The sequence below is a fragment of the Amycolatopsis sp. VS8301801F10 genome, from assembly GCF_046195355.1.
Lineage (GTDB): Bacteria > Actinomycetota > Actinomycetes > Mycobacteriales > Pseudonocardiaceae > Amycolatopsis.
Genome location: NZ_CP176065.1, coordinates 1,824,315 through 1,842,590, shown reverse-complemented (window position 1 = coordinate 1,842,590; position 18,276 = coordinate 1,824,315). Strand labels below are relative to the sequence as shown.

Genomic DNA, 18,276 nt, shown 5'->3' with positions numbered 1-18,276 from the left:
CAGAATCCGGTCATGGACCACAGCGCGGCGCACGAGTTCGCCACCCACTGGGCGAAGGCCTGGAACGCCCACGACCTCGACACCCTGATGACCCACTTCGCCGACGACGTGACCTTCCGGTCCCCGGTCGCGGTCCAGGTGATCGGCGGCGACGGCGTGATCCGCGGCAAGGAGGCGCTGCGCGCGTACTGGGCCGAGGGGCTGCGCCGGATTCCCGACCTCCGTTTCGAGGTCATCGGCGTCTACGTCGGGCTCGGCGCACTCGTCATCAACTACCGCAACCAGAAGGGCGGGCTGGTCAACGAGGTCCTGGTTTTCGACGGCCCGCTCGTCGTCGAGGGCTACGGCACCTACCTCGGCGACGACCCGAATCCGGCCGGGGCTCGCTGAACCAGGGGGAGCGGTCCGCGACAAGGGGCTGGGATCGGCCGAACGGTCCTACCCGCTAGGCTTCGCCGCAGACTTCATCGCAGCCGTCCGGAGAGGTTCCCCGGTGTCACGAATACCGTTTTGACCTGGGCGTTGGCGGTCGCACGCCACCGGAAAACCCGCAGCTCAGAAGAGGGTCGGGCGGGTTTCGGACCCCGCGTGCGCACCAGTGAAGCCAACGCCCGACAGGCCCCGGACCGCCACCCGCGTCCGGGGCTTTGTCGATTCTCCCGTTCCCACTTACTTACCGAAAACACTTGATCACGCTAAGTTTGTACGTGGTCGTTCCAGCCCCAGACGTACCGAGGAGCCCGCCCCCATGGCCGGAGTGGAAGAGATCCGCGCTGGTATCGCGCTCGCGAACGAGAAGGCGTCCGCGAGCATCGCCGCGCTGCAGCAGGCAGCACAGGCACTCGAAGAAGCACAGCTGTCGCTGTCCCAAGCCACCCAGGGCAGCAGCCAGCACGAGGTGAACCAGGCACACGGCCTGCTCGCCGAGGCGCTGCAAGGGATCACCGGCATGCAGAGCACCATCCAGGCCGGCATCTCGTCGGCCGATTCCTACTCGGCACGGCTTTAACGCCGATGTCCGGGCTCGCCGAAATCCACCAGTTGCTCACCGCCGCGCGAGCGGGGGTCGGCGACGGACGGGCGCACGCCGAGCGGGCGAGGACTCTGCTCGGCGACGCCCGGCGCGCTCTCGTCGACGCACAGGCCAAGGCAGATCCGTGGCTGCCCGGGCAGCTGGCGCAGGCCGACGAGGCGATCGAGCATCTCCTCACCCGTTTGTCCGCCGCCGACGATTTAGTGGGCGGATACCAGTCACGCCTGTAGGGATGAGATGGCCAGCAAGGCAGCCGAGCAACGCAATCGTGTGCAAACCGCCCTCGACCGGGTCCGGCACCAGATCGGGCTCGTGCTCGGGGCCGCGGCGGGCGCGCGCGAAATGGCCGAGGCCGAGGTGGCGCGGCTGACGCTGGAACAGGAGATCGTCCGGGTCGGCATGGACCACGCCGATCCGGCGCAGCAGACGGAGTGGGCCCGGCATCCGGCGGCGCACGAGGTGTTCGCCGCGCTCGGCGGCACCCGCGCCGCCTTCTACACCGACTGGAGCGCCGGTCCCGGCGAGTTGCGCGATCTCGTCGCCGCGCACGCGCCGGGCCCGGCCGGACGGCCGCCGAGCGAATGGCTCGGCCGCGTCGGCACGAATCCCGGCGTCACCGCGCCCGGGTTGTGGCGGGTCGGTTCGGCCACCGCGGCCGGACGCGACATCTCGCGCACGTTCGACGTCGCGGTGCCGTTGCTGGACGAATCGCACCTGGCCATCACGTCCGCGCCGAAAACGCGGCCGGTGGTGGACGGGATCGTGCAGGGCCTGCTGATGCGCGTGCTGTCGGCGTTCGAGCCCGGCGCGGTGAAAATCCACCTGTGGGACGTCGGGCAGCTCACCGCGATCCTGCCGGACCTGTACCCGCTCAGCCGCACGAGCGCGCTGTCGCTGTACGACCCGACGCGGCTGGAGGATCTGCTCGACGAACTCGCCGGGCACATCCGCCGGATCCACGCCACCGGCATGCAGGCCGGCCACACCTCGTTGCGGGAACTGCGGAAAGCCACCGGCCAGCGTCTGGAGCCGTACCGGATCGCGGTGCTGTACGGCAACGGCGAAACCCTCGACGCGGAACGCGCGCGCGACCTCAAACGCGTGGCCAGCGGCGCGCTCGCGGCCGGGATCTGCCTGATCCTGGTGGACGTGCCCACCGCGGTGAGCGCGTCGATCGAAACGCTCAGCCTGCTGGACGAACGCCGCGCGGTCAGCAGCATGACCGGCAGCGACCTGGTCGTGGACCTCGACCCGCCGATGCCGTCCGGGCAGGTCATCCGGGCGGCGAACCGCATCGCCGAAGCGCTGATCGCCCGCCAGGGCGGCCCCCGGTCGTTCGCCGACCTGATGCCCGCCGAGATCGGCCAGGAAAGTTCGGCGCGGGAACTGCGCGCGCCGGTCGGGTTCCACGAGGGCGAAGCGGTCGAGGTGGTGATCGGCGACGCGAGCCCGCACGCGCTCATCGGCGGACCGAGCGGTTCCGGGAAAACGAACTTCCTGTACGCGTTGCTGGGCAGTCTCGCCGCGCGCTATTCGCCGGACGAGCTGGCGTTGTACCTGCTGGACTTCAAGGAAGGCGTATCGTTCGCCGGTCTCGCGCCCGGACGCAAGGACTCCAGCTGGCTGCCGCACGCGAAACTGGTCGGCGTCAACGTCAACACCGACCGCGAATTCGGGTTGGCGCTGCTGCGTTTCCTCGCCGACGAATTGCGCCGCCGCTCCGCCGCGGCCAAGGAGCACGAGGTCACCAACCTGGCCGACCTGCGGGAACAAGACCCGGGCGGGCACTGGCCGCGGATCGTCGCGGTGATCGACGAATTCCAGTATCTCTTCGCCGGACGCGACCAGGTCACCGCGCAGGCCACGCAATTGCTCGAAGACATCGCGCGCCGCGGGCGTTCGCAGGGCATTCATCTCGTGCTGGCGAGCCAGGACGTCGCCGGCATCGAGGCGTTCTGGGGCAAGCCCGCGGTATTCGAGCAGTGCACGCTGCGCATCGCGATGCCGAAGGCACGCCGGGTGCTCGCGGAAACGAACAACGCGGCGGTGTCCGCGCCCAAGTGGCACGCGGTGATCAACCACGATTCCGGGGTCGCGCACGGAAACCAGCTCGCGCACGTGCCGGACGCGAGCACTCGCAACGTTTTCGTGAACCTGCAGCAGAAACTGTGGGAACTCTACGCGGGCCGCTTCACCCGGCCGCGCCTTTTCGACGGGGCGCATTCGCCGATCCTGGAACAGTTCCCGGCTTTCCTGGAACTCAAGCCGAACCCCCAGCCACGGGCGATCCTCGGCCAGTCGATCGACGTCACCGAGGCCGCCTGCGGAGTCGAACTGCCCCGCGTACCCGGCCGGAACGTCGCGGTGCTCGGCGGCGCGACCGCGGAGGCTCTGTCCATTATGGACTCCGCCGCGCGCTCGCTTTCCAAGCAGCTGAAGGAAGGCGAGGCCGAATTCCTGCTGCACTGCCCGATCGAAGCGAGTTCGTCAGCCGTCCTGGATCTGAAGGACCGGCTGGTCGACGAAGGACATCTCGCGACGCTGACCGACAACCTGTCCGCGGAGCTGGAGTCCATCGCCGAATCGCTCGACACGACGACGCCGCGCATCCTGCTGCTGTACGGAGTGGACGCCGCGTTGCCTTCGTTGGAGGCAAAGGCCGTCGGACAGCTGAAAAGCGGTCTCGACCATCTGCGCACGCTGCTGAAAAACGGCCCGTCGCACGGCGTGCACGTCATCGGCTGGTGGCGCAGCGTCGCGCGGCTCAAGGACACTCTCGGCTTCGGCGGCACGGACGACATCGGCACCTGGGCCGCGCTGGACGTCCAGGGCAACGAACTGTCGCCGTTCGCCGCGGGCCAGGTCGTGCACTGGTCGCCGCGACCGGGCCGGGCCTTGTTCTTCGACCGCACCACGCACGGGGCGCCGGAAGTCATCATCCCGTTCCAGCGCCCGGAAACCGAGCCGACCGCGGGAGGCACGCCGTGACCGAGGGAACCACCAGCCCCGCCATGCGGTACAAGGAAATCGTCGGACTCGCCCGAGGTTCGGCGGACAGCTTGCGCGCGTGGGAACTGGCACGAGCGGACGAAATCGAACGCCTGCTGGCGGACGCGCACGCCGCGGTGGCCGCCGCGCAGGACCGAGAAGAGAAGGCCCGCGAGCGCGCCAACCGATGGTGGAAAATGGCGCTGCACAACGTTTCCCGGCTGAGTTTCGTCGAGGCGCTGGACGATCCGCAGCCGATCCCGACGGCTCGGCCGCAGTATTTGGACCGGTATCTGGAAGAGGTCAAACCGAGTTACCAGGAGCTGGTCCAGGCGGTACTGGGGCTGGGGTGGCGGGCCAAACGCTGACCCGCCTCTCGCTGGCCGCCCGTTTTTGTCGGTGCCCGGCCCTAGCATGCGAAGTATGACCCGATATGTCGACGAAGACCTGCACGGCGCGGAGTTCCGCGAGTGCGATTTGACTGGGGCGCGCCTGATCGGTGTCGTCATGCAAGACGCGGTGATCGACGGACTGGTCACCAACCTCGTGGTGAACGGGGTCGAGGTCACCGAGTACGTCGAGGCGGAGCTGGACCGGCGGTATCCGGTGCGGGTGCTGATCCGCTCCGGCGATCTCGCCGACCTGCGCGAGGCGGCCCGGCGGCTGCACGCTGACTGGGCCGCCACGATCGAACGAATCCGCCGTGCACCCGGCATCGAAAGCCGCGGCGTGAACGACGAATGGTCGGCCGCGCAGACGTTGCGCCACCTGGTTTTCGTGCACGACTCGTGGTTCCGCCGCTGCTGTCTGGGGTCGACGGAGCTGTTCACGCCAATGGGCATCGGGCCAGCTGTCGAGCCCTACCGGGAAGCGCACGGGATTGATCTCTCGCTCGATCCGTCCCTCGACGAGATCGTGCGGGTGCGTGCCGCACAGGCCGCCGAACTGGAGTCCTGGCTGGATAAAGCCACCGCAGCGCAGCTCGCGGCGCCAGCTCCGGTGCCAGAAGACGATGTCTGGCCGCCGTACGCCCGGGGCCGCTCGGTGCGGCAATGCCTTGGCACGGTGCTGAACGAAACCTTCGAGCACCACGGCTTCTGCGTTCGCGACCTTGACCTGATCGAAGGCGAAAAGCCGTGAGGGGAACCGTGCGGTCCCCCTCACGGACGGCTAACTACGCCGTGCGATGCAGAAACCGGTCGAACTGGTCGAGCAGGTCGTTGGCGAAGTCCGCGAACGGATTCCCCTCCGAAGGCCGGAACCGCACCACCTGCGGGTCGTGGTCGCTCGCCTGGTCCGCGAACTCGGCGTTGACATGCACCACGTCATAGTCCACGCCGCGCGGGGCGGCCGACGTCAGAATGTGGTCCAGCACCTGCGACTGCCCTTCGTACACGTAGCTGTACCGCTCGGCCGGCGGCAGCGTCGAGATCAGGTCCTTCAGCAACCCTCCCGATGTCAGCTTCGCCAGCGCGGGCGAGAACTGGTAGTCGTTGAGGTCGCCGGCCACCACGACGTTCGCCCGCGGGTCCGCGTTGAGCAGCTGCGCCACAAACCCCTGCAGCACGGTCGCCTGCTTCTGCCGCTGCACCTCGGAGCTGCGCTTCGGCGGCTGGTAACGGCCATGCGTTGGCTGGTCGCCGCCCTTGGAGTTGAAGTGGTTGGCCAGCACGAAAACGGTGCGGCCGCGGAACACGAACTCCCCGGCCAGCGGCTTGCGGCTGTCCTCCCACGCCTCGTTGCCCGGGTCGACCCGGCCCGGCGACTGCGTCAGATGTGCCTTGCCGTGTTCGGAAACCACGCCCACCGAGGAGGTCGGGCCGCCACCGGGGCGGTCCACAAAGGACACCCGCGCCGGGTTGAACAGGAAGCCGACCCGGATGTTGCCGCCCGGCTGTCCGCCGTCCTCGTCGTTCACCGGGTTGATCTGCCGCCACTGGTACCGCGGGCCTCCCGCGGCGACGATCGCATCGGTGAACTTCTTCAGCGTCGCGTCGGCGTCGACCGTGCCGTCGTCGGTCGCGCCGCTGTTGTCCTGGATTTCTTCCAGGGTAACGATGTCCGGCGTCGCGAGGTTGTCGACGATGCCGTGCGCGAGCTGCGCGTACTTGGTGTCCGAATCGGACGGTGCGAGGTTCTCGACGTTGTAGGTCGCCACCGAAAGCTCGCCCGGCCGCTGCTTGCGCGTGGTTTCCCTCTGCAGCTTGTTGTCCTTGGCCGCGCCCAGCTTCGACGCGAACAGCGTGTAGCCGCCGAAGTTGCTGTACTCCACCGGGCCGGAGGTGACGCCGGTCAGCACGTCGCCGGTGTTGACCTTCGGAGCCGCCTGCTGCGCGGAAGGAATGATCGACTGCACCTTCAGCACGCCAGTGTTGATCTTGTCGTAGCCGAGGTACACCGTGCCGCCGCGCGGCGTCGGGTTCTGCTGCGGTTTCGTGGTCACGTAAAGCTCGCCGTACTTGTTGCTCGGCCCGACCACGCGCGCGTCCGAAACCTGGACGATCTCGCTCTCGTGCGATTCCCAGAAGTCCAGCGAGTACTTCGCAGGCTCGAGCGGCAACGGCTCGATGTTGCCGCCCGCGTTGGGAGCCAGCACCTCCGGCACCTGGTCCGGCGTCAGCACCGTCGGCGCGGGCAGCGGATTCCCCGCCGAATCGACCGTCCACTGTGCACTCGTCAGCTCGGTGAGCGACTGGTAGTTCGAGGTCGCGGGCGCGTCCGGGTAGTACTCCTTGACCTTGCCCCGAGCGGTCACCGCGTCGCCGACCACCACGTCCGGGGTGGTCGATCCGGTGAACACGAACAAGCCCTCGCTGGTGCGCGGGTCGCTGTCCGGATGCGGGTCGGTGATCCAGAATCCGCGCGCCGAGCCGAAGCTCCGCACCGCGGTGACAATGCCGGTGACGTCCTCGACCTGCTTGTCCTTGAACGGCGAAATCCGCGTCGTGCCCTGGATGTCGTGGATCTTCGCCGGAACGCCGGGCTCGCCGGGCGGGGTGCCGGTGGTCTCGCCCTTGGTGTTGGTGGGCGTCGGGTCGCCGACGGCGAAGTCCGCGCTGTTGTTGTCGGTGTCGGCGAGCGTCGCCGCGCGCGCGACCGAGGTCGTGTTGGACGGCGCGGCGGCCGGATTTCCTTCGCGGACAACGGCATCGCCGAAGCCGACGAGATCCTTGACGCGGCTGTCCGCCAGGCAGTCAGCCGCGGTCTTGCAGGTCAGCGGCGCGCTGTCGGACACGAGCGCGACGGTTCCCGCGGTCGCGGACATCGCGATGCCGCCGGTCGCGTCGGGCGTCGGCAGCGCGACCGTGCCGCCGTTGCCCTTCCCCTCCGCGACGAGGTAGCGGCCCTTCGGCGCGACCGAGCCGGTCAGCGGCGTGACCTGCCACTTGCTCGACGCGCTCGCCGAAGCAGGCAGGTACTGGACGCTGTAGCCGTCGAGCGCGACCGGCGCGCCGCCGTGGTTGGCCAGCTCGACGAAGTCGTTGGTCAGCGTGGCGCCGGAATTGCCGCCACCGCCGTAGACCTCGGCGATCAGGGCGTCCGCGCTCGGCGTCGCCGAAGCGGGCGCGGCCAGTCCGCCGAACGCGAGAGCAGCGGCGGAGGCGGCAACCGCGCCTCTGGTCAGTCTTGCCCCACCGGCGCTGCGGCCCCCGGCGGGACGACGGGATATGGTCACCCTGAGTCCCCTCTGCATGTCAACGGTCGAGGCATCGTCCCCCGAACAAGCGAAGCGGAGGAAGACGAAAGGGCAACGATTCGTAACGAGCTGGAGGGATTTCCTCCTTTGGACGGGTTGACGCAATGATCACGCTCGTACTCGGCGGAGACGTCAACCTGCAGGGCCGCGCGAACCCGGAAACGGCGTTCCACCCGTTGACCTCGCTGCTCACCGGTGCCGACGTGCGGTTCGTGAATCTCGAAGGGCCGCTGTCCGGTTCGACCGGCATGGACATCCCGCACGAGCCGAACTGGCGGCATTCGCCGCCGGAGATGGTCGCCGCGCTGACCGCCGCCGAGATCGACGTGGTGTCGGTGGCCAACAACGTCACCTACCCGCCGGCCGCGGCGATGGCGAGCCTCGCCGTGCTGGACCGCGCCGGAATCGCGCACTGCGGCGCGGGCGCGAACCTCGCCGAAGCGCACGCGCCGGCGATCCTGTCGCGCCCCGGCGGCCGGATCGCGTTCCTCGCCTACACCTCGCTGTGCTGGCCCGTCGGACAGGAAGCGACCGAAGACTCGCCGGGCGTCGCCGTGGCGGGCGCTTACACGTCGTACCAACCGGATCCGCGCGTCCTGGACGTCCCCGGCCGCCCGCCGATCGTGCACACCACGCCGGTCCGCCGCGACCTGGAGCTGCTGCTCGCCGACATCCGCCGCGCCCGCGCCGAGGCCGACCACGTCGTCGTGTCGATGCACTGGGGCATTCCCGGCGAAGAACTGGCCGAATACCAGGTGGCCTACGCGCACGCGATCATCGACGCCGGAGCCGATCTGGTCGTCGGACACGGGCCGCACACCGTGCAGCCGGTCGAGGTGTACCGCGGCCGCCCGATCCTGTACAGCCTGGGCAATCTCGTCTTCGACTGGCCGGCCATGCGCGACCGGCACCGCGACGGCCTGCTCGCCGGCTGCGTCGTCGGCGAGCAGATGCGGGTCGAATTAGTGCCGATCCGCCGCGACGAAGACAACGAATGCGTACCGTTGACGGGAGCGGACGCGGACGAGGCGCTGCGGCGGTTTGTGGAGCTGTCCGCGCGCCGCGGCACGAGCGTGACGGTCAGTGACGGTTTCGCGGCCGTTGAAGGACTTCGCGGCTGACCCGCCGATCCCGCCGTCACCCGGACGGCGCATCTGCCTTAAATGCAGCTCAAGCCCGGGGTCGGCTGGTACCGGGCGGGAGTACCTTACCGATGAGCACGGAAATTGTGGCCCAGACCACTTTCGGGCCGCCCCGGCGCTCACGGGTAGCACCTCGCGGGGGGAGGCGACACGGTCACGTGGGGGTTGACCGTCGTCGAGTGCGCGGGTGCCACCACCCGGAGGAAACAGCCGCGGGCGCGGGACTTTTTCCGCTTCGCCCGCGACCGCGGCTCCATGGATTTGCCCCGGGGAAGCCTCGCGAGTGGCGAGGCGCCGCCTTGACCGCGCGGGGGAGCGCGGGAGGGGGAGGAAGGCGGCCTGCCTCGCCACTCGTGAGCACTAACCGCTGAGCAGCGCCGTCGCGAGTCCGCCGGCAACCCGGGCACAGATCTCGCCGTGGGTGAGCGGCAGGTAGTGCCCGGCTCCCGGCACGATCTGCAGCGCCCCGTCTTGGCAGGCAGCCAAAAACCGTCGTTCGCCGAGGCGGAAGTGGTCGTGGCGGCCGTTGAGCAGCAGTACTCGCCCGGGGTACCGCGCGAGGTCGGCGAGCGGATCCAGCCCAGCCGCCAGCACGTCGGGGACGACTTCGGAAGCGATGCCCGCGGCGACCGTCGGTTCAGCCACCTCAGCGGGAAGAACCCGGCGAAGCAGCCACGCACCGTCGTGCGCGGTCGCCGCCAAGCTGCGGCTGGCGAACCGGAATCCGCCGCGCAGAACGCTGTTCGGCACCAGTGAACATCCGGCTCCCACCAGGGAAACGACCCGCTCCGGATGGCGAGCCGCGGTCGCGATCGAGACATAGCCGCCGAGCGAATGCCCGACCAGGACCGCCCGTCCGCCGACCTCGTCGATGGCGTCGGCGACCGCGGCGACCGCGCCGTCGAGCGTGAACCTCTCCCCGCGCCGCGTCCCGTGCCCCGGCAGGTCCGGCGCGGCGATTCGCCCGTGTGCCAGGCGTTTCTGCTGCTGCCAGCACGCTCCGGACAACCGGATGCCGTGCACGAAAACCACCGGCAGTACGTCGCTCATGTCCCCGCCTTCGCCCAGTTTGCAACGGTGCGTTGCGTATCACCGGTCTACCGAATGCAACGCACCGTTGCAACTCTGGCTAGGATCGGGCCATGGACCGGACCGCCTCCCGCCCGCGCAAGGCGGACGCCATCTTCTCCGCGACCCTCGCGCTGCTGGCCGAACGCGGGTACGACGCGCTGACGATCGAAGCGGTCGCCGCGCGGGCCGGGGTGCACAAAACGACGATCTACCGCACGTGGGCGACCAAGGACGAGGTCCTCGCCGACGCGCTCGTGCGGGCCCCGGAGCTGACCTTCGCGATTCCCGACACCGGCTCCCTGCGTGGCGATCTCCTCGCGCTGGCCAAGGAGATCCACCGCCTGCTGGTCGATCCGGCGAACCGGCGCGTCATCACCGCCGTCGTCTCCGCGCTGCCGGACCGGCCCGCCACCGCCGAGGCCGCCGCACGGTTCTTCGCCGACCGCCTCGGCCGCGAGCAGGCCGTTTTCGACCGCGCCCACGCCCGAGGCGAACTCGCCGACGCCGCGGATTCGGAGATGATCATGGATCTGCTCGGCGGGAACCTCTGGTTCCACACCTTGGTCCGGGCGAAATCCGCCGACGACGCCTATCTCGAACGACTTGTCGACACCGTCCTCACCGGGGTGTCGTGAGTGTTTATCCCGGTTCTAACCGGGATCACCACTCACGAGGTCAGTACGGCCGATCCCCGACGATCGCGACGCGCTCGGCGATCCGGACGTGCGGGTGGTAGTCGTTGACCGCGTAGTGCTGGGTCGCGCGGTTGTCCCAGAACGCCACCGAATTCCGTTCCCAGCGGAACCGCACCTGGAACTCCGGCGTGTGCGCCTGCAGGAACAAATACCGCAGCAGCCGGTCGCTTTCCGCGCGGTCGAGGCCGACGATGTGCGTGGTGAACGCCTGATTCACGAACAACGTCCGCCGTCCGGTCTCCGGATGGGTCCGCACCACCGGGTGCTCGACCGGCGGGTACGCGTCCTGCCAGCGGGCCAGCAGATCCGGGTCGGTGAACCGGTCGAAACCGGGGACGAAATCGTGCACCGCGGTGAGGCCGTCGATCCGTTCGCGGACGTCGGCGGGCAGGTTGTCGTAGGCGGCGGCCATGTCGGCCCACATCGTGTCGCCGCCGATCGGCGGGACCTCGACCAGCCGCAGCACCGAACCGAGCGCCGGATTCGGCCGCCAGGTGACGTCGGTGTGCCAGATGTTCTCGTACCCGGGCATCCCGGCGGTGCGGGTGAACCGCACGACCTGATCGGAGTCGCCTTGCGGGATGAACGGGTTGGTCTCCAGCTCGCCCCAGTTCGCGGCGAACGCGCGCTGCTGCTCCGAGGTGAGGTGCTGGTCGCGGAAGAACAGCACCTTCCACTCCAGCAGCGCGCGGTTCAGCTCGGCCCGCAGCCGAGGCGACACCGGCGCGCCGAGGTCCACTCCGGAGATTTCCGCGCCGATCACCCGGCCGAGCGGGTGAAGGGTGAAAAGCTCGTAGGGACGTTCTTCAACGCCGTCCGGAAGGCGGCGCAGCACGCGCGGGCCCTCGAGGATTCCGTCGTCCGGAGTGATGGCCGAACGCAGGCGGGCAGGCAGGTCTACCGACATGGAGGTACTCCCGGAAGAATAGGTGAATTCGGCTGTATCAGCGGAAAATCGCCTACGCGGGAGGGGAGCCGAGACGACCGCGACGCCTCAGGAGAGCGGCCACGCCCTCGCCGTCCGACCGCGCCGGGGCACGGCCGGCTTGCGGCACTACCCGGTTCTCTGGCATGACTCCAATTCTGGCGGGGCGCGGAGCGGCCGGTCAAGGATCTCCACGATGTGGAATCGTCGCACGCCCGGCCGAGTGACCCGGGCGGCCTCGATGGGGTTAGATCTCTCCAGAGGGTGGCGGACCGCGGTGCGCGCCCTCCCGGAAGCGGAGGTCCCGATGGCAGGTTCGACGAGCGAGCGGCTCAACGCCGCCGCGGACGCGCTCGATCGGGCGGCTGCCGACGCGGACCGCGCGGCGGGCCGGTTCTCCGAAGCCCGTCTCGAATCGACGCCGTGGGGGATTTCCGCGCCGGCGCGGGAAATCGCCGCCCGGTGGGAGGCCGCGCTCGCCGCGCGGGACGTCGACGCGCGCATCCTCGGCGACGCGACGTCCGATCTGGCCGGTCAGCTGCGGATGGCCGCCCGCGGCCACCACCAGCGCCCGACGATCGCGACGGCGCTGCTGAGTTGATGCCGTTCCTCCACCCGGCGCTGGACAACGCGGCCGCCGGGCTGGCTTCCTTGAGCGCCGCGGCCGCCGTGGTCGGCGCACCGGATCCGGTCACCGCGCTGCGTCAGATCGACTGTTCCCCGCAGGCGATCCGCGAATCGGCGCGCACGCTCTCCAGCGGCCGCGACGTTCTGGTGATGGCGCGGCTGGAGTTCGAACGCGGGGCGCACAGCGCGGAACGCAAATGGGGCGGCGAACCGGCCGCGCGCTTCCGGAGCAGCGCGGACGAGCTGGACGCGCACTACCGGCAGGCCGCGGAAGCCGCCGCGCGCACCGCGTCGGTCGGCTTGGACCTGGCGGAGCTGCTTGACCGGCTGGCGGATCAAACCGCGGCGCAGGTCATGCTGATCGCGGAAGGCGTGACCCCGGCTGCCGTCGCGCTGCTGGCGGGCGACCGCGCCGCGGAGCCGGCGGTGCGGGAAGCGTGCCGGACCATCGCGGAAGCGGTCGAGCGCGGCGTCGCGACCATAGGAGAGGCAACGACTTTCCTCGACGCGTTCGGAACACCGGTGCTGCAGGAAGAGAATTAGCGAGTCGCGGTCACGAATCCGCCGCGCGTGTGCTCCACCGGCTCGCGTCCGTACCGGACGGCAAGTTCCGCCACCGTAACGGTTTCCGGCCGCCAGCCGTGCTCGGCAAGCCATTCCGGAGCATCGCCGCCGAGACCGCCGCGCCACAGCGCCGTGACCTCGCCGCCGACTTCGCGCGCCCGTTCCAGCAACCCGTCCCGCTCGCCGTCCGGCCGGTGCTCGAACGAAATCCGGCTGCCCGGCGCGGACAACTCGGTAACCGCTTCGAGCAGCCGCTCCGCCTCCTCGCGGCTGAGGTAGACCAGCAGCCCCTCGGCAAGCCACCCCGTCGGCTGCTCCGGGTCGAATCCCTTGTCGCGCAAGGCAGCGCCCCAGTCGTGCCGCAGATCCGCCGGAACCACCGTGCGCTCGCACCTAGGCCGCGCACGCCGCTCCGCCAGCACGGTCTCCTTGAACGCGAACACGTCCGGCAGATCGATCTCGAACACTCGCGCCCCGTCCGGCCAATCCAGCCGAAACGCCCGCGCGTCGAGCCCAGCCGCGAGCAGCACCGTCTGGGTCCCGCCGGACACGAAGTCGTCAAAGAACCGCGTGCGGATCGCGACCTGCTGCGCGAACACCATCCCCAGCTTGCGGTGATTCTCCCGGCCTTCGAAGATCGCCCGCCCGGCATGGAAGAACGCCCCCGCGTACGGATCCTCGAACAGCCGATCTGCCCGCCCGCTCTCGACCGCCCGAAGCCCAGCGACCCCAACCGCGGTCTTGCCAACCGCAGGAAGCTCTCCGCCCATAACCCCAAGCTACTGCGGAACCCTCCAACCCAAAGGCGACCACCCTCCGGCCGGCACCGGGGGGTTGCACCCCTGCGGAAACACCCCACCGGAACCCTCCACCCAAAGGCGAGCACCCTCGGGGGGGTCCGGGGGGCGAAGCCCCTCCGGGCGGGGCCTGGGGGTTGCACCCCCAGAAACACGGCGGGCGAGCCAGGCCGACGCTTTCCGTCGGCATGGCTCGCCCACTCGCACGCGGTGGCGGTGGGATTTGAACCCACGGACGGGATTAACCGTCACACGATTTCGAGTCGTGCTCCTTCGGCCGCTCGGACACGCCACCGCCGAGAACAATACCGGACCCCTTCCGCGGGATGCGGCGGGGGTTACTCGGCCACGGGGCGACGGTCCGCGAAGTACGTCTCGAGCAGGGCCGCGCACTCGTTTTCGAGCACTCCGCCGTGGACTTCCGGCCGGTGGTTGAGGCGGCGGTCGCGTACGACGTCCCACAGCGACGACACCGCGCCGGTCTTGGGCTCCCAGGCCCCGAACACCAGCCGCGCCACCCGGGCGAGCACGAGCGCGCCGGCGCACATCGTGCACGGCTCCAGCGTGACCGCGAGGGTGCAGCCCTCCAGCCGCCAGCCGTCGCCGAACTCGCGGGCCGCGGCGCGCAGCGCAAGGATCTCCGCGTGCGCGGTGGGGTCGGCCAGTTCGACGCGCGCGTTGCGGGCGGCGGCCAGCGGGCGCCCGTCGGGGTCGAAGACGACCGCGCCGATGGGCACGTCGGCGCCGGGGGCGCGGGCCGCGTCGAGCGCGGCCCGCACGGCCTCGGTGTCGTCCGGCCGTCTCAGAGCTGGTCCAGCAGTTTCGAGAACTCGGCCTCGAAGCCGCACCGCTGGGCGATCATCTGGAGCTGTTCGTCCGGGTAGAGGTCGACCTCGCCGACGATCACCTCCAGTTCGCCGCCGGGCAGGCCGAGGTCGGCCAGGATTTCGAGGTCGCCTTCGGGCCAGACGGCGTCGTCGTCCTCGTCGGGCGGGTCGACCCGCAGCACGTCGAGGACGTCGGCCGCGATGTCGTAGTCGAGCGCCGCGGCGGCGTCCGACAGCAGCAGCGACGGTCCCCTCGGGCTCGGCCGGACGATCACGAAGAACTCGTCGTCGACGGCCAGCAAGCCGAACGCCGCCCCGGTCGACCGGAGTTTGCCCAGCTCGGTGATCGCCGCGTCGAGTTCTGTGAGCGCCGAGGAATCGAGCGCACTGCACCGCCACCGACCGTCTTCACGGACCACAGCTATCGCGAAGCCCGTGACCGGCTCTTGCACCGCCATGCGCACACCGTATTCCGCCTCGCTGGCGAACGCACGCACGGTGCGCCCGAAGCGTGCGAGGTGCCACTATCGAGCCATGACCGGACCCACCGACCTCCCCACCCTCCCCGGCAATCGGCACGCCGGGCTGCTCGACGCCGCGCGGCAGCTGCAGGACCGCACTGTCGAGCTTCGCCGCGCTGTGCACCGGCACCCCGAACAGGGGTTGCAGCTGCCGCGCACCCAGGCGGCCATCCGTGCCGCGCTGGCCGACCTGCCGATCGAACTCACCGACGGCCGCTCCACGACGTCGCTCACCGGCGTGCTGCGCGGGGCCCGTCCCGGACCGGCCGTGCTGCTGCGGGCGGACATGGACGCGCTGCCGCTGACCGAGGACACCGGCCTGGAGTTCTCGTCCGAGATCGAGGGGGCGATGCACGCCTGCGGGCACGACACGCACGTCGCGATGCTCGCTTCCGCCGCGCGGCTGCTGTCGGAGCGCGTGGACGACCTGGCGGGCTCGGTGGTGTTCATGTTCCAGCCGGGCGAGGAGGGCTTCCACGGCGCGCGGCACATGATTCACGAGGGAGTGCTCGACGCGGCCGGGACGCGCGTCACGCGCGCCTTCGGGCTGCACACGATCGCCAACAGCCCGAGCGGCGTCCTGCAGGTGCGCGGCGGGCCGATGATGGCGTCGGCCGACGCGTTCAGCGTCGAGGTCACCGGCCGCGGCGGCCACGGTTCGGCCCCGCACGACGCCATCGACCCGGTCCCGGCCGCGGCCGCGATGGTCGGCGCGCTGCAGACGATGGTCACGCGCCGGATCAGCGTCTTCGACCCGGCGGTGGTCTCGGTGACCCGCATCCAGGCCGGGACGACGACGAACATCATCCCCGAGACGGCGGTGCTCGAGGGGACCATTCGCACGCTGTCGGAGGCGACGCGTTCCTTCATCCGCGAGGAGCTGCCGAAGGTGTGCGAGGCGGTCGGAGCGGCACACGGCTGCCGCGTGTCGGCCGGAGTGGACCCGGGCTATCCGACGACGGTCAACGACCCCGCGGTCGCGGCTGAGGTGTTGTCGCTGGGTGCGGAGGTGTTGGGAGCTGAGAACGTCGAGGAGCTGGCCACGCCGATCATGGGCGCGGAGGACTTCTCGTATGTCCTGCAACGGGTTCCGGGCACGTTCGCGTTCATCGGAGCCCGCGAGCCGGGAGCGGACCCGGCGACGACCGAGGACAATCACTCGAACCGGGTGAAGTTCCACGAACCGGCGATGGCCGCCGGAGTGGCCATGTACACGGCGTTCGCACTCGACGCCCTGCGCTGAGTTTCCCGGCACGCCCTCGCGCAGGGCGTGCCGGTCCGCTTTTTTTGCCAGGTCAGCCTGCGCTCCGCGGTTGATCTGGGACACCTATCCCAAAGATCAGGACGACTGTCCTGGGCTGCCTCGTGTTACGCTCCGGTTGTCGAGACATCATATATCAGATCGGATCTGCTCGTGGCGTTCGAGAAACAGCGACAGCGGCTCGCCGGCGTGGTGGCCATCCCGGTGACCCCCTTCACCGCGGCCGGGGACGTGGACGCCGAGACGTACGAGCGGCTGGTCGAACGGCTCGTGCTGAGCGGTGTCGAGGTCGTGACGCCGAACGGCAACACCGGCGAGTTCTACGCGCTGGACGAGCAAGAAGCGCGACAGTGTCTCGAAGTCACCGCGAAGGCCGCGCGTGAGGCGAGTGTCCTCGCTGGCGTCGGCCATGACGTACGTACCGCCGTGAAGGCCGCGAAGCACGCACGCGCGTCCGGCGCGGACATGGTGATGATCCATCAGCCCGTGCACCCGTACGTATCGCGCGAGGGCTGGATCGACTACCACCGCACTATCGCGAACGAAGTGCCCGAACTCGGGGTTGTCCTGTACGTGCGCAACCCCGCCATCGAGGGTTCAGACCTGGCACAGCTCGCCGACGCCGCGCCGAACGTGCTCGGCGTGAAGTACGCAGTGCCGGATCCAGTGCGCTTCCGCACCGTCGCGCGCGACGCGGGGTACGAGCGCTTCGTGTGGATCGCCGGTCTCGCGGAACTGTCCGCCCCTGGCTACTTCGCCGTCGGCGCGACGGGCTTCACCTCCGGCCTCGTGAACGTCGCGCCGCAGATCTCGCTCGACCTGTTCCGCCGTCTGCGTAACCACGACTTCGCCGGTGCGATGGAGATCTGGGACCGCATCCGTCCGTTCGAGGAGATGCGCGCCGCACACGGCAACGCCAACAACGTCAGCGTCGTCAAGGACGCGCTCTCGCAACTCGGCCTGTGCCGTCCCGACGTACGGCCGCCGAGCAGGCTGCTGACGGCCGCCGAACGGGACCAGCTGTTCGCAATCCTGTCCTCGTGGGGGCTTTCGTAACACGTCAGCCGAGCGTCGGCGGGAGGTCGAAAGCCGGGAAAACTTCCGGCGCGAAGGTGGTCACTTCAGCGACGCGTCCGCCGTCCAGCCGGAGAGTCACCAGTCCGAAGGCCCGGAACTCTCCGACCGTGCGCGCGTACGTGGCGAGCGCAGGCAGACCATTCGCGCGCGTCTCCAGAAGGCGGAACTCGACCGCGTCGCCACCGCGCAACGCCGGCGCCCAGGCTTCGAGCACTGCGGCCCGCCCCGCGTACCACGTTGGTTCCGGACCCATATGCCCACCAGCGCCGGGAGCGTGGCTGCAACGGACGTCTTCGCGCAGCAGTTCAGCGAAGGCCGCTTCGTCGTGCTCTACGAGCGCCTTCACGTACTTCGCGACGACAGCGCGCTCCTCATCGCTGGCAGAAGCCGACGCCCATTCCGTACGTCGGGCAGGCAAGTGCTCCCGCAGCTGGGCACGCGCTCGCAGCACATTGCTGTTCACGGACGCAGGCGTCGTACCAAGCGCTGAAGCCGTTTCGCGCGCAGACCAGCCGAGTACGTCGCGAAGCACCAACGCAGCCCGCTGCCGCGGTGACAGGTGCTGGATGGCCGCGAGGAACGCCAACTCCACCGTCTCGAGCGCGACGACGACAGTGTCCGGCTGAAGCGCGCTGTCCGGCACAGGCTGCAGCCACGGCACCGCGACGTCGGGACGCGGCGCGAGGTCGGAGTCGGGCGTGACGGGCAGGTCGAGCGTCGGCAGCTCGCGCGGGTGCGCATCAAGGTGGTCCAGGCACGCGTTGGTCGCGATCCGGTACAGCCAGGCCCGCAAGCTCGCGCGCCCCGCGTACGTCGAGCGGCTGCGCCATGCCCGCAGCAGAGTCTCCTGGACCAGGTCCTCGGCCTCGTCGAACGAGCCCAGCATCCGGTAGCAGTGCACCCGCAGCTCGTGCCGGTACGGCTCGGTCTCGCTCGCGAAGTCGGTCATCTGTTCAACCATGTCCGATAAGACGGCGGATCGCCGCAAGACTCGGCAAAGCCCAGCTCAACCGGGGTGTGGCGGAGGTTACTCGTGCGTTAAGAACGCGTC

19 protein-coding genes and 1 tRNA gene are annotated in these 18,276 nt (G+C 69.7%); 12 read left to right on the top strand and 8 right to left on the bottom strand.

Going from position 1 to position 18,276, the window contains the following annotated elements; genetic code table 11:
• Positions 1-12 precede the first annotated feature (12 nt).
• From F9C11_RS08920 to F9C11_RS08895, 6 genes are all read left to right on the top strand, one after another.
• Positions 13-390 carry a nuclear transport factor 2 family protein gene (locus tag F9C11_RS08920; protein WP_409184405.1) on the top strand — a complete coding sequence of 126 codons (378 nt, stop codon included), beginning with the start codon at positions 13-15 and terminating at the stop codon, positions 388-390.
• A gap of 358 nt (positions 391-748) precedes the next feature.
• Complete coding sequence (locus F9C11_RS08915; protein WP_009084635.1) at positions 749-1,009, top strand: hypothetical protein; 261 nt, start codon at positions 749-751, stop codon at positions 1,007-1,009.
• A gap of 5 nt (positions 1,010-1,014) precedes the next feature.
• Positions 1,015-1,263, top strand: coding sequence for a hypothetical protein (locus tag F9C11_RS08910; protein WP_409184404.1), 249 nt, complete (start codon positions 1,015-1,017; stop codon positions 1,261-1,263).
• 7 nt (positions 1,264-1,270) lie between these two features.
• The gene (locus F9C11_RS08905; RefSeq protein WP_409184403.1) at positions 1,271-4,021 is read left to right on the top strand and encodes an FtsK/SpoIIIE domain-containing protein; all 2,751 of its coding nucleotides are present in this window, start codon (positions 1,271-1,273) and stop codon (positions 4,019-4,021) included.
• Positions 4,018-4,389, top strand: a complete 372-nt coding sequence (locus F9C11_RS08900) for a hypothetical protein (RefSeq protein WP_409184402.1) — start codon at positions 4,018-4,020, stop codon at positions 4,387-4,389. The genes F9C11_RS08905 and F9C11_RS08900 overlap by 4 nt, the downstream gene beginning before the upstream one ends.
• A 55-nt stretch (positions 4,390-4,444) precedes the next feature.
• The gene (locus F9C11_RS08895) at positions 4,445-5,161 is read left to right on the top strand and encodes a DinB family protein (protein WP_409184401.1); all 717 of its coding nucleotides are present in this window, start codon (positions 4,445-4,447) and stop codon (positions 5,159-5,161) included.
• A 34-nt stretch (positions 5,162-5,195) separates the two neighbouring features.
• On the opposite strand, the gene F9C11_RS08890 is transcribed toward F9C11_RS08895, so the two are convergent.
• Positions 5,196-7,697 carry an endonuclease/exonuclease/phosphatase family protein gene (locus F9C11_RS08890; protein WP_409184400.1) on the bottom strand — a complete coding sequence of 834 codons (2,502 nt, stop codon included), beginning with the start codon at positions 7,695-7,697 and terminating at the stop codon, positions 5,196-5,198.
• A gap of 125 nt (positions 7,698-7,822) precedes the next feature.
• Between F9C11_RS08890 and F9C11_RS08885 the strand changes: the two genes are divergently transcribed.
• Positions 7,823-8,839, top strand: coding sequence for a CapA family protein (locus F9C11_RS08885; protein WP_409184399.1), 1,017 nt, complete (start codon positions 7,823-7,825; stop codon positions 8,837-8,839).
• Positions 8,840-9,220: 381 nt separating this feature from the next.
• Here the strand turns inward: F9C11_RS08885 and F9C11_RS08880 are convergent, their stop codons facing one another.
• A complete protein-coding gene (locus F9C11_RS08880) occupies positions 9,221-9,910 on the bottom strand; it encodes an alpha/beta fold hydrolase (RefSeq protein WP_409184398.1) in 690 nt (229 codons plus the stop codon).
• 92 nt (positions 9,911-10,002) lie between these two features.
• Here F9C11_RS08880 and F9C11_RS08875 point away from each other — a divergent pair, with 92 nt between their 5' ends.
• Positions 10,003-10,566: a TetR/AcrR family transcriptional regulator gene (locus tag F9C11_RS08875; protein WP_409184397.1), complete on the top strand. Its 564-nt coding sequence runs from the start codon at positions 10,003-10,005 to the stop codon at positions 10,564-10,566.
• Between the two features lie 40 nt (positions 10,567-10,606).
• Here the strand turns inward: F9C11_RS08875 and F9C11_RS08870 are convergent, their stop codons facing one another.
• Positions 10,607-11,533: a TauD/TfdA dioxygenase family protein gene (locus F9C11_RS08870; RefSeq protein WP_409184396.1), complete on the bottom strand. Its 927-nt coding sequence runs from the start codon at positions 11,531-11,533 to the stop codon at positions 10,607-10,609.
• 325 nt (positions 11,534-11,858) lie between these two features.
• On the opposite strand from F9C11_RS08870, the gene F9C11_RS08865 reads away from it, so the two are divergent.
• Both F9C11_RS08865 and F9C11_RS08860 read left to right on the top strand, forming a co-directional pair.
• Positions 11,859-12,152: a hypothetical protein gene (locus F9C11_RS08865; protein ID WP_409184395.1), complete on the top strand. Its 294-nt coding sequence runs from the start codon at positions 11,859-11,861 to the stop codon at positions 12,150-12,152.
• Entirely contained in the window at positions 12,152-12,721 is a 570-nt protein-coding gene (locus tag F9C11_RS08860; RefSeq protein WP_409184394.1) for a hypothetical protein, read from the top strand. Before F9C11_RS08865 ends, F9C11_RS08860 begins: the two co-directional genes overlap by 1 nt.
• On the opposite strand, the gene F9C11_RS08855 is transcribed toward F9C11_RS08860, so the two are convergent.
• From F9C11_RS08855 to F9C11_RS08840, 4 genes are all read right to left on the bottom strand, one after another.
• The gene (locus tag F9C11_RS08855) at positions 12,718-13,512 is read right to left on the bottom strand and encodes an SAM-dependent methyltransferase (protein WP_409184393.1); all 795 of its coding nucleotides are present in this window, start codon (positions 13,510-13,512) and stop codon (positions 12,718-12,720) included. The genes F9C11_RS08860 and F9C11_RS08855 overlap by 4 nt on opposite strands.
• Before the next feature lie 235 nt (positions 13,513-13,747).
• A tRNA-Ser gene (locus tag F9C11_RS08850) sits at positions 13,748-13,834 on the bottom strand.
• Between the two features lie 43 nt (positions 13,835-13,877).
• Complete coding sequence (locus tag F9C11_RS08845; RefSeq protein ID WP_409184392.1) at positions 13,878-14,318, bottom strand: nucleoside deaminase; 441 nt, start codon at positions 14,316-14,318, stop codon at positions 13,878-13,880.
• A gap of 23 nt (positions 14,319-14,341) precedes the next feature.
• On the bottom strand, positions 14,342-14,824 hold the full coding sequence (locus F9C11_RS08840) for a tRNA adenosine deaminase-associated protein (RefSeq protein ID WP_037354362.1): 483 nt from the start codon (positions 14,822-14,824) through the stop codon (positions 14,342-14,344).
• Positions 14,825-14,900: 76 nt separating this feature from the next.
• On the opposite strand from F9C11_RS08840, the gene F9C11_RS08835 reads away from it, so the two are divergent.
• Entirely contained in the window at positions 14,901-16,130 is a 1,230-nt protein-coding gene (locus tag F9C11_RS08835; protein WP_409184391.1) for a M20 family metallopeptidase, read from the top strand.
• 171 nt (positions 16,131-16,301) lie between these two features.
• Positions 16,302-17,204, top strand: coding sequence for a dihydrodipicolinate synthase family protein (locus F9C11_RS08830; protein ID WP_409184390.1), 903 nt, complete (start codon positions 16,302-16,304; stop codon positions 17,202-17,204).
• A gap of 4 nt (positions 17,205-17,208) precedes the next feature.
• Here F9C11_RS08830 and F9C11_RS08825 read toward each other — a convergent pair whose 3' ends face one another.
• Positions 17,209-18,174 (bottom strand): RNA polymerase subunit sigma-70, encoded by a 966-nt coding sequence (locus F9C11_RS08825; protein ID WP_409184389.1) that lies wholly within the window; start codon positions 18,172-18,174, stop codon positions 17,209-17,211.
• Positions 18,175-18,276 lie beyond the last annotated feature (102 nt).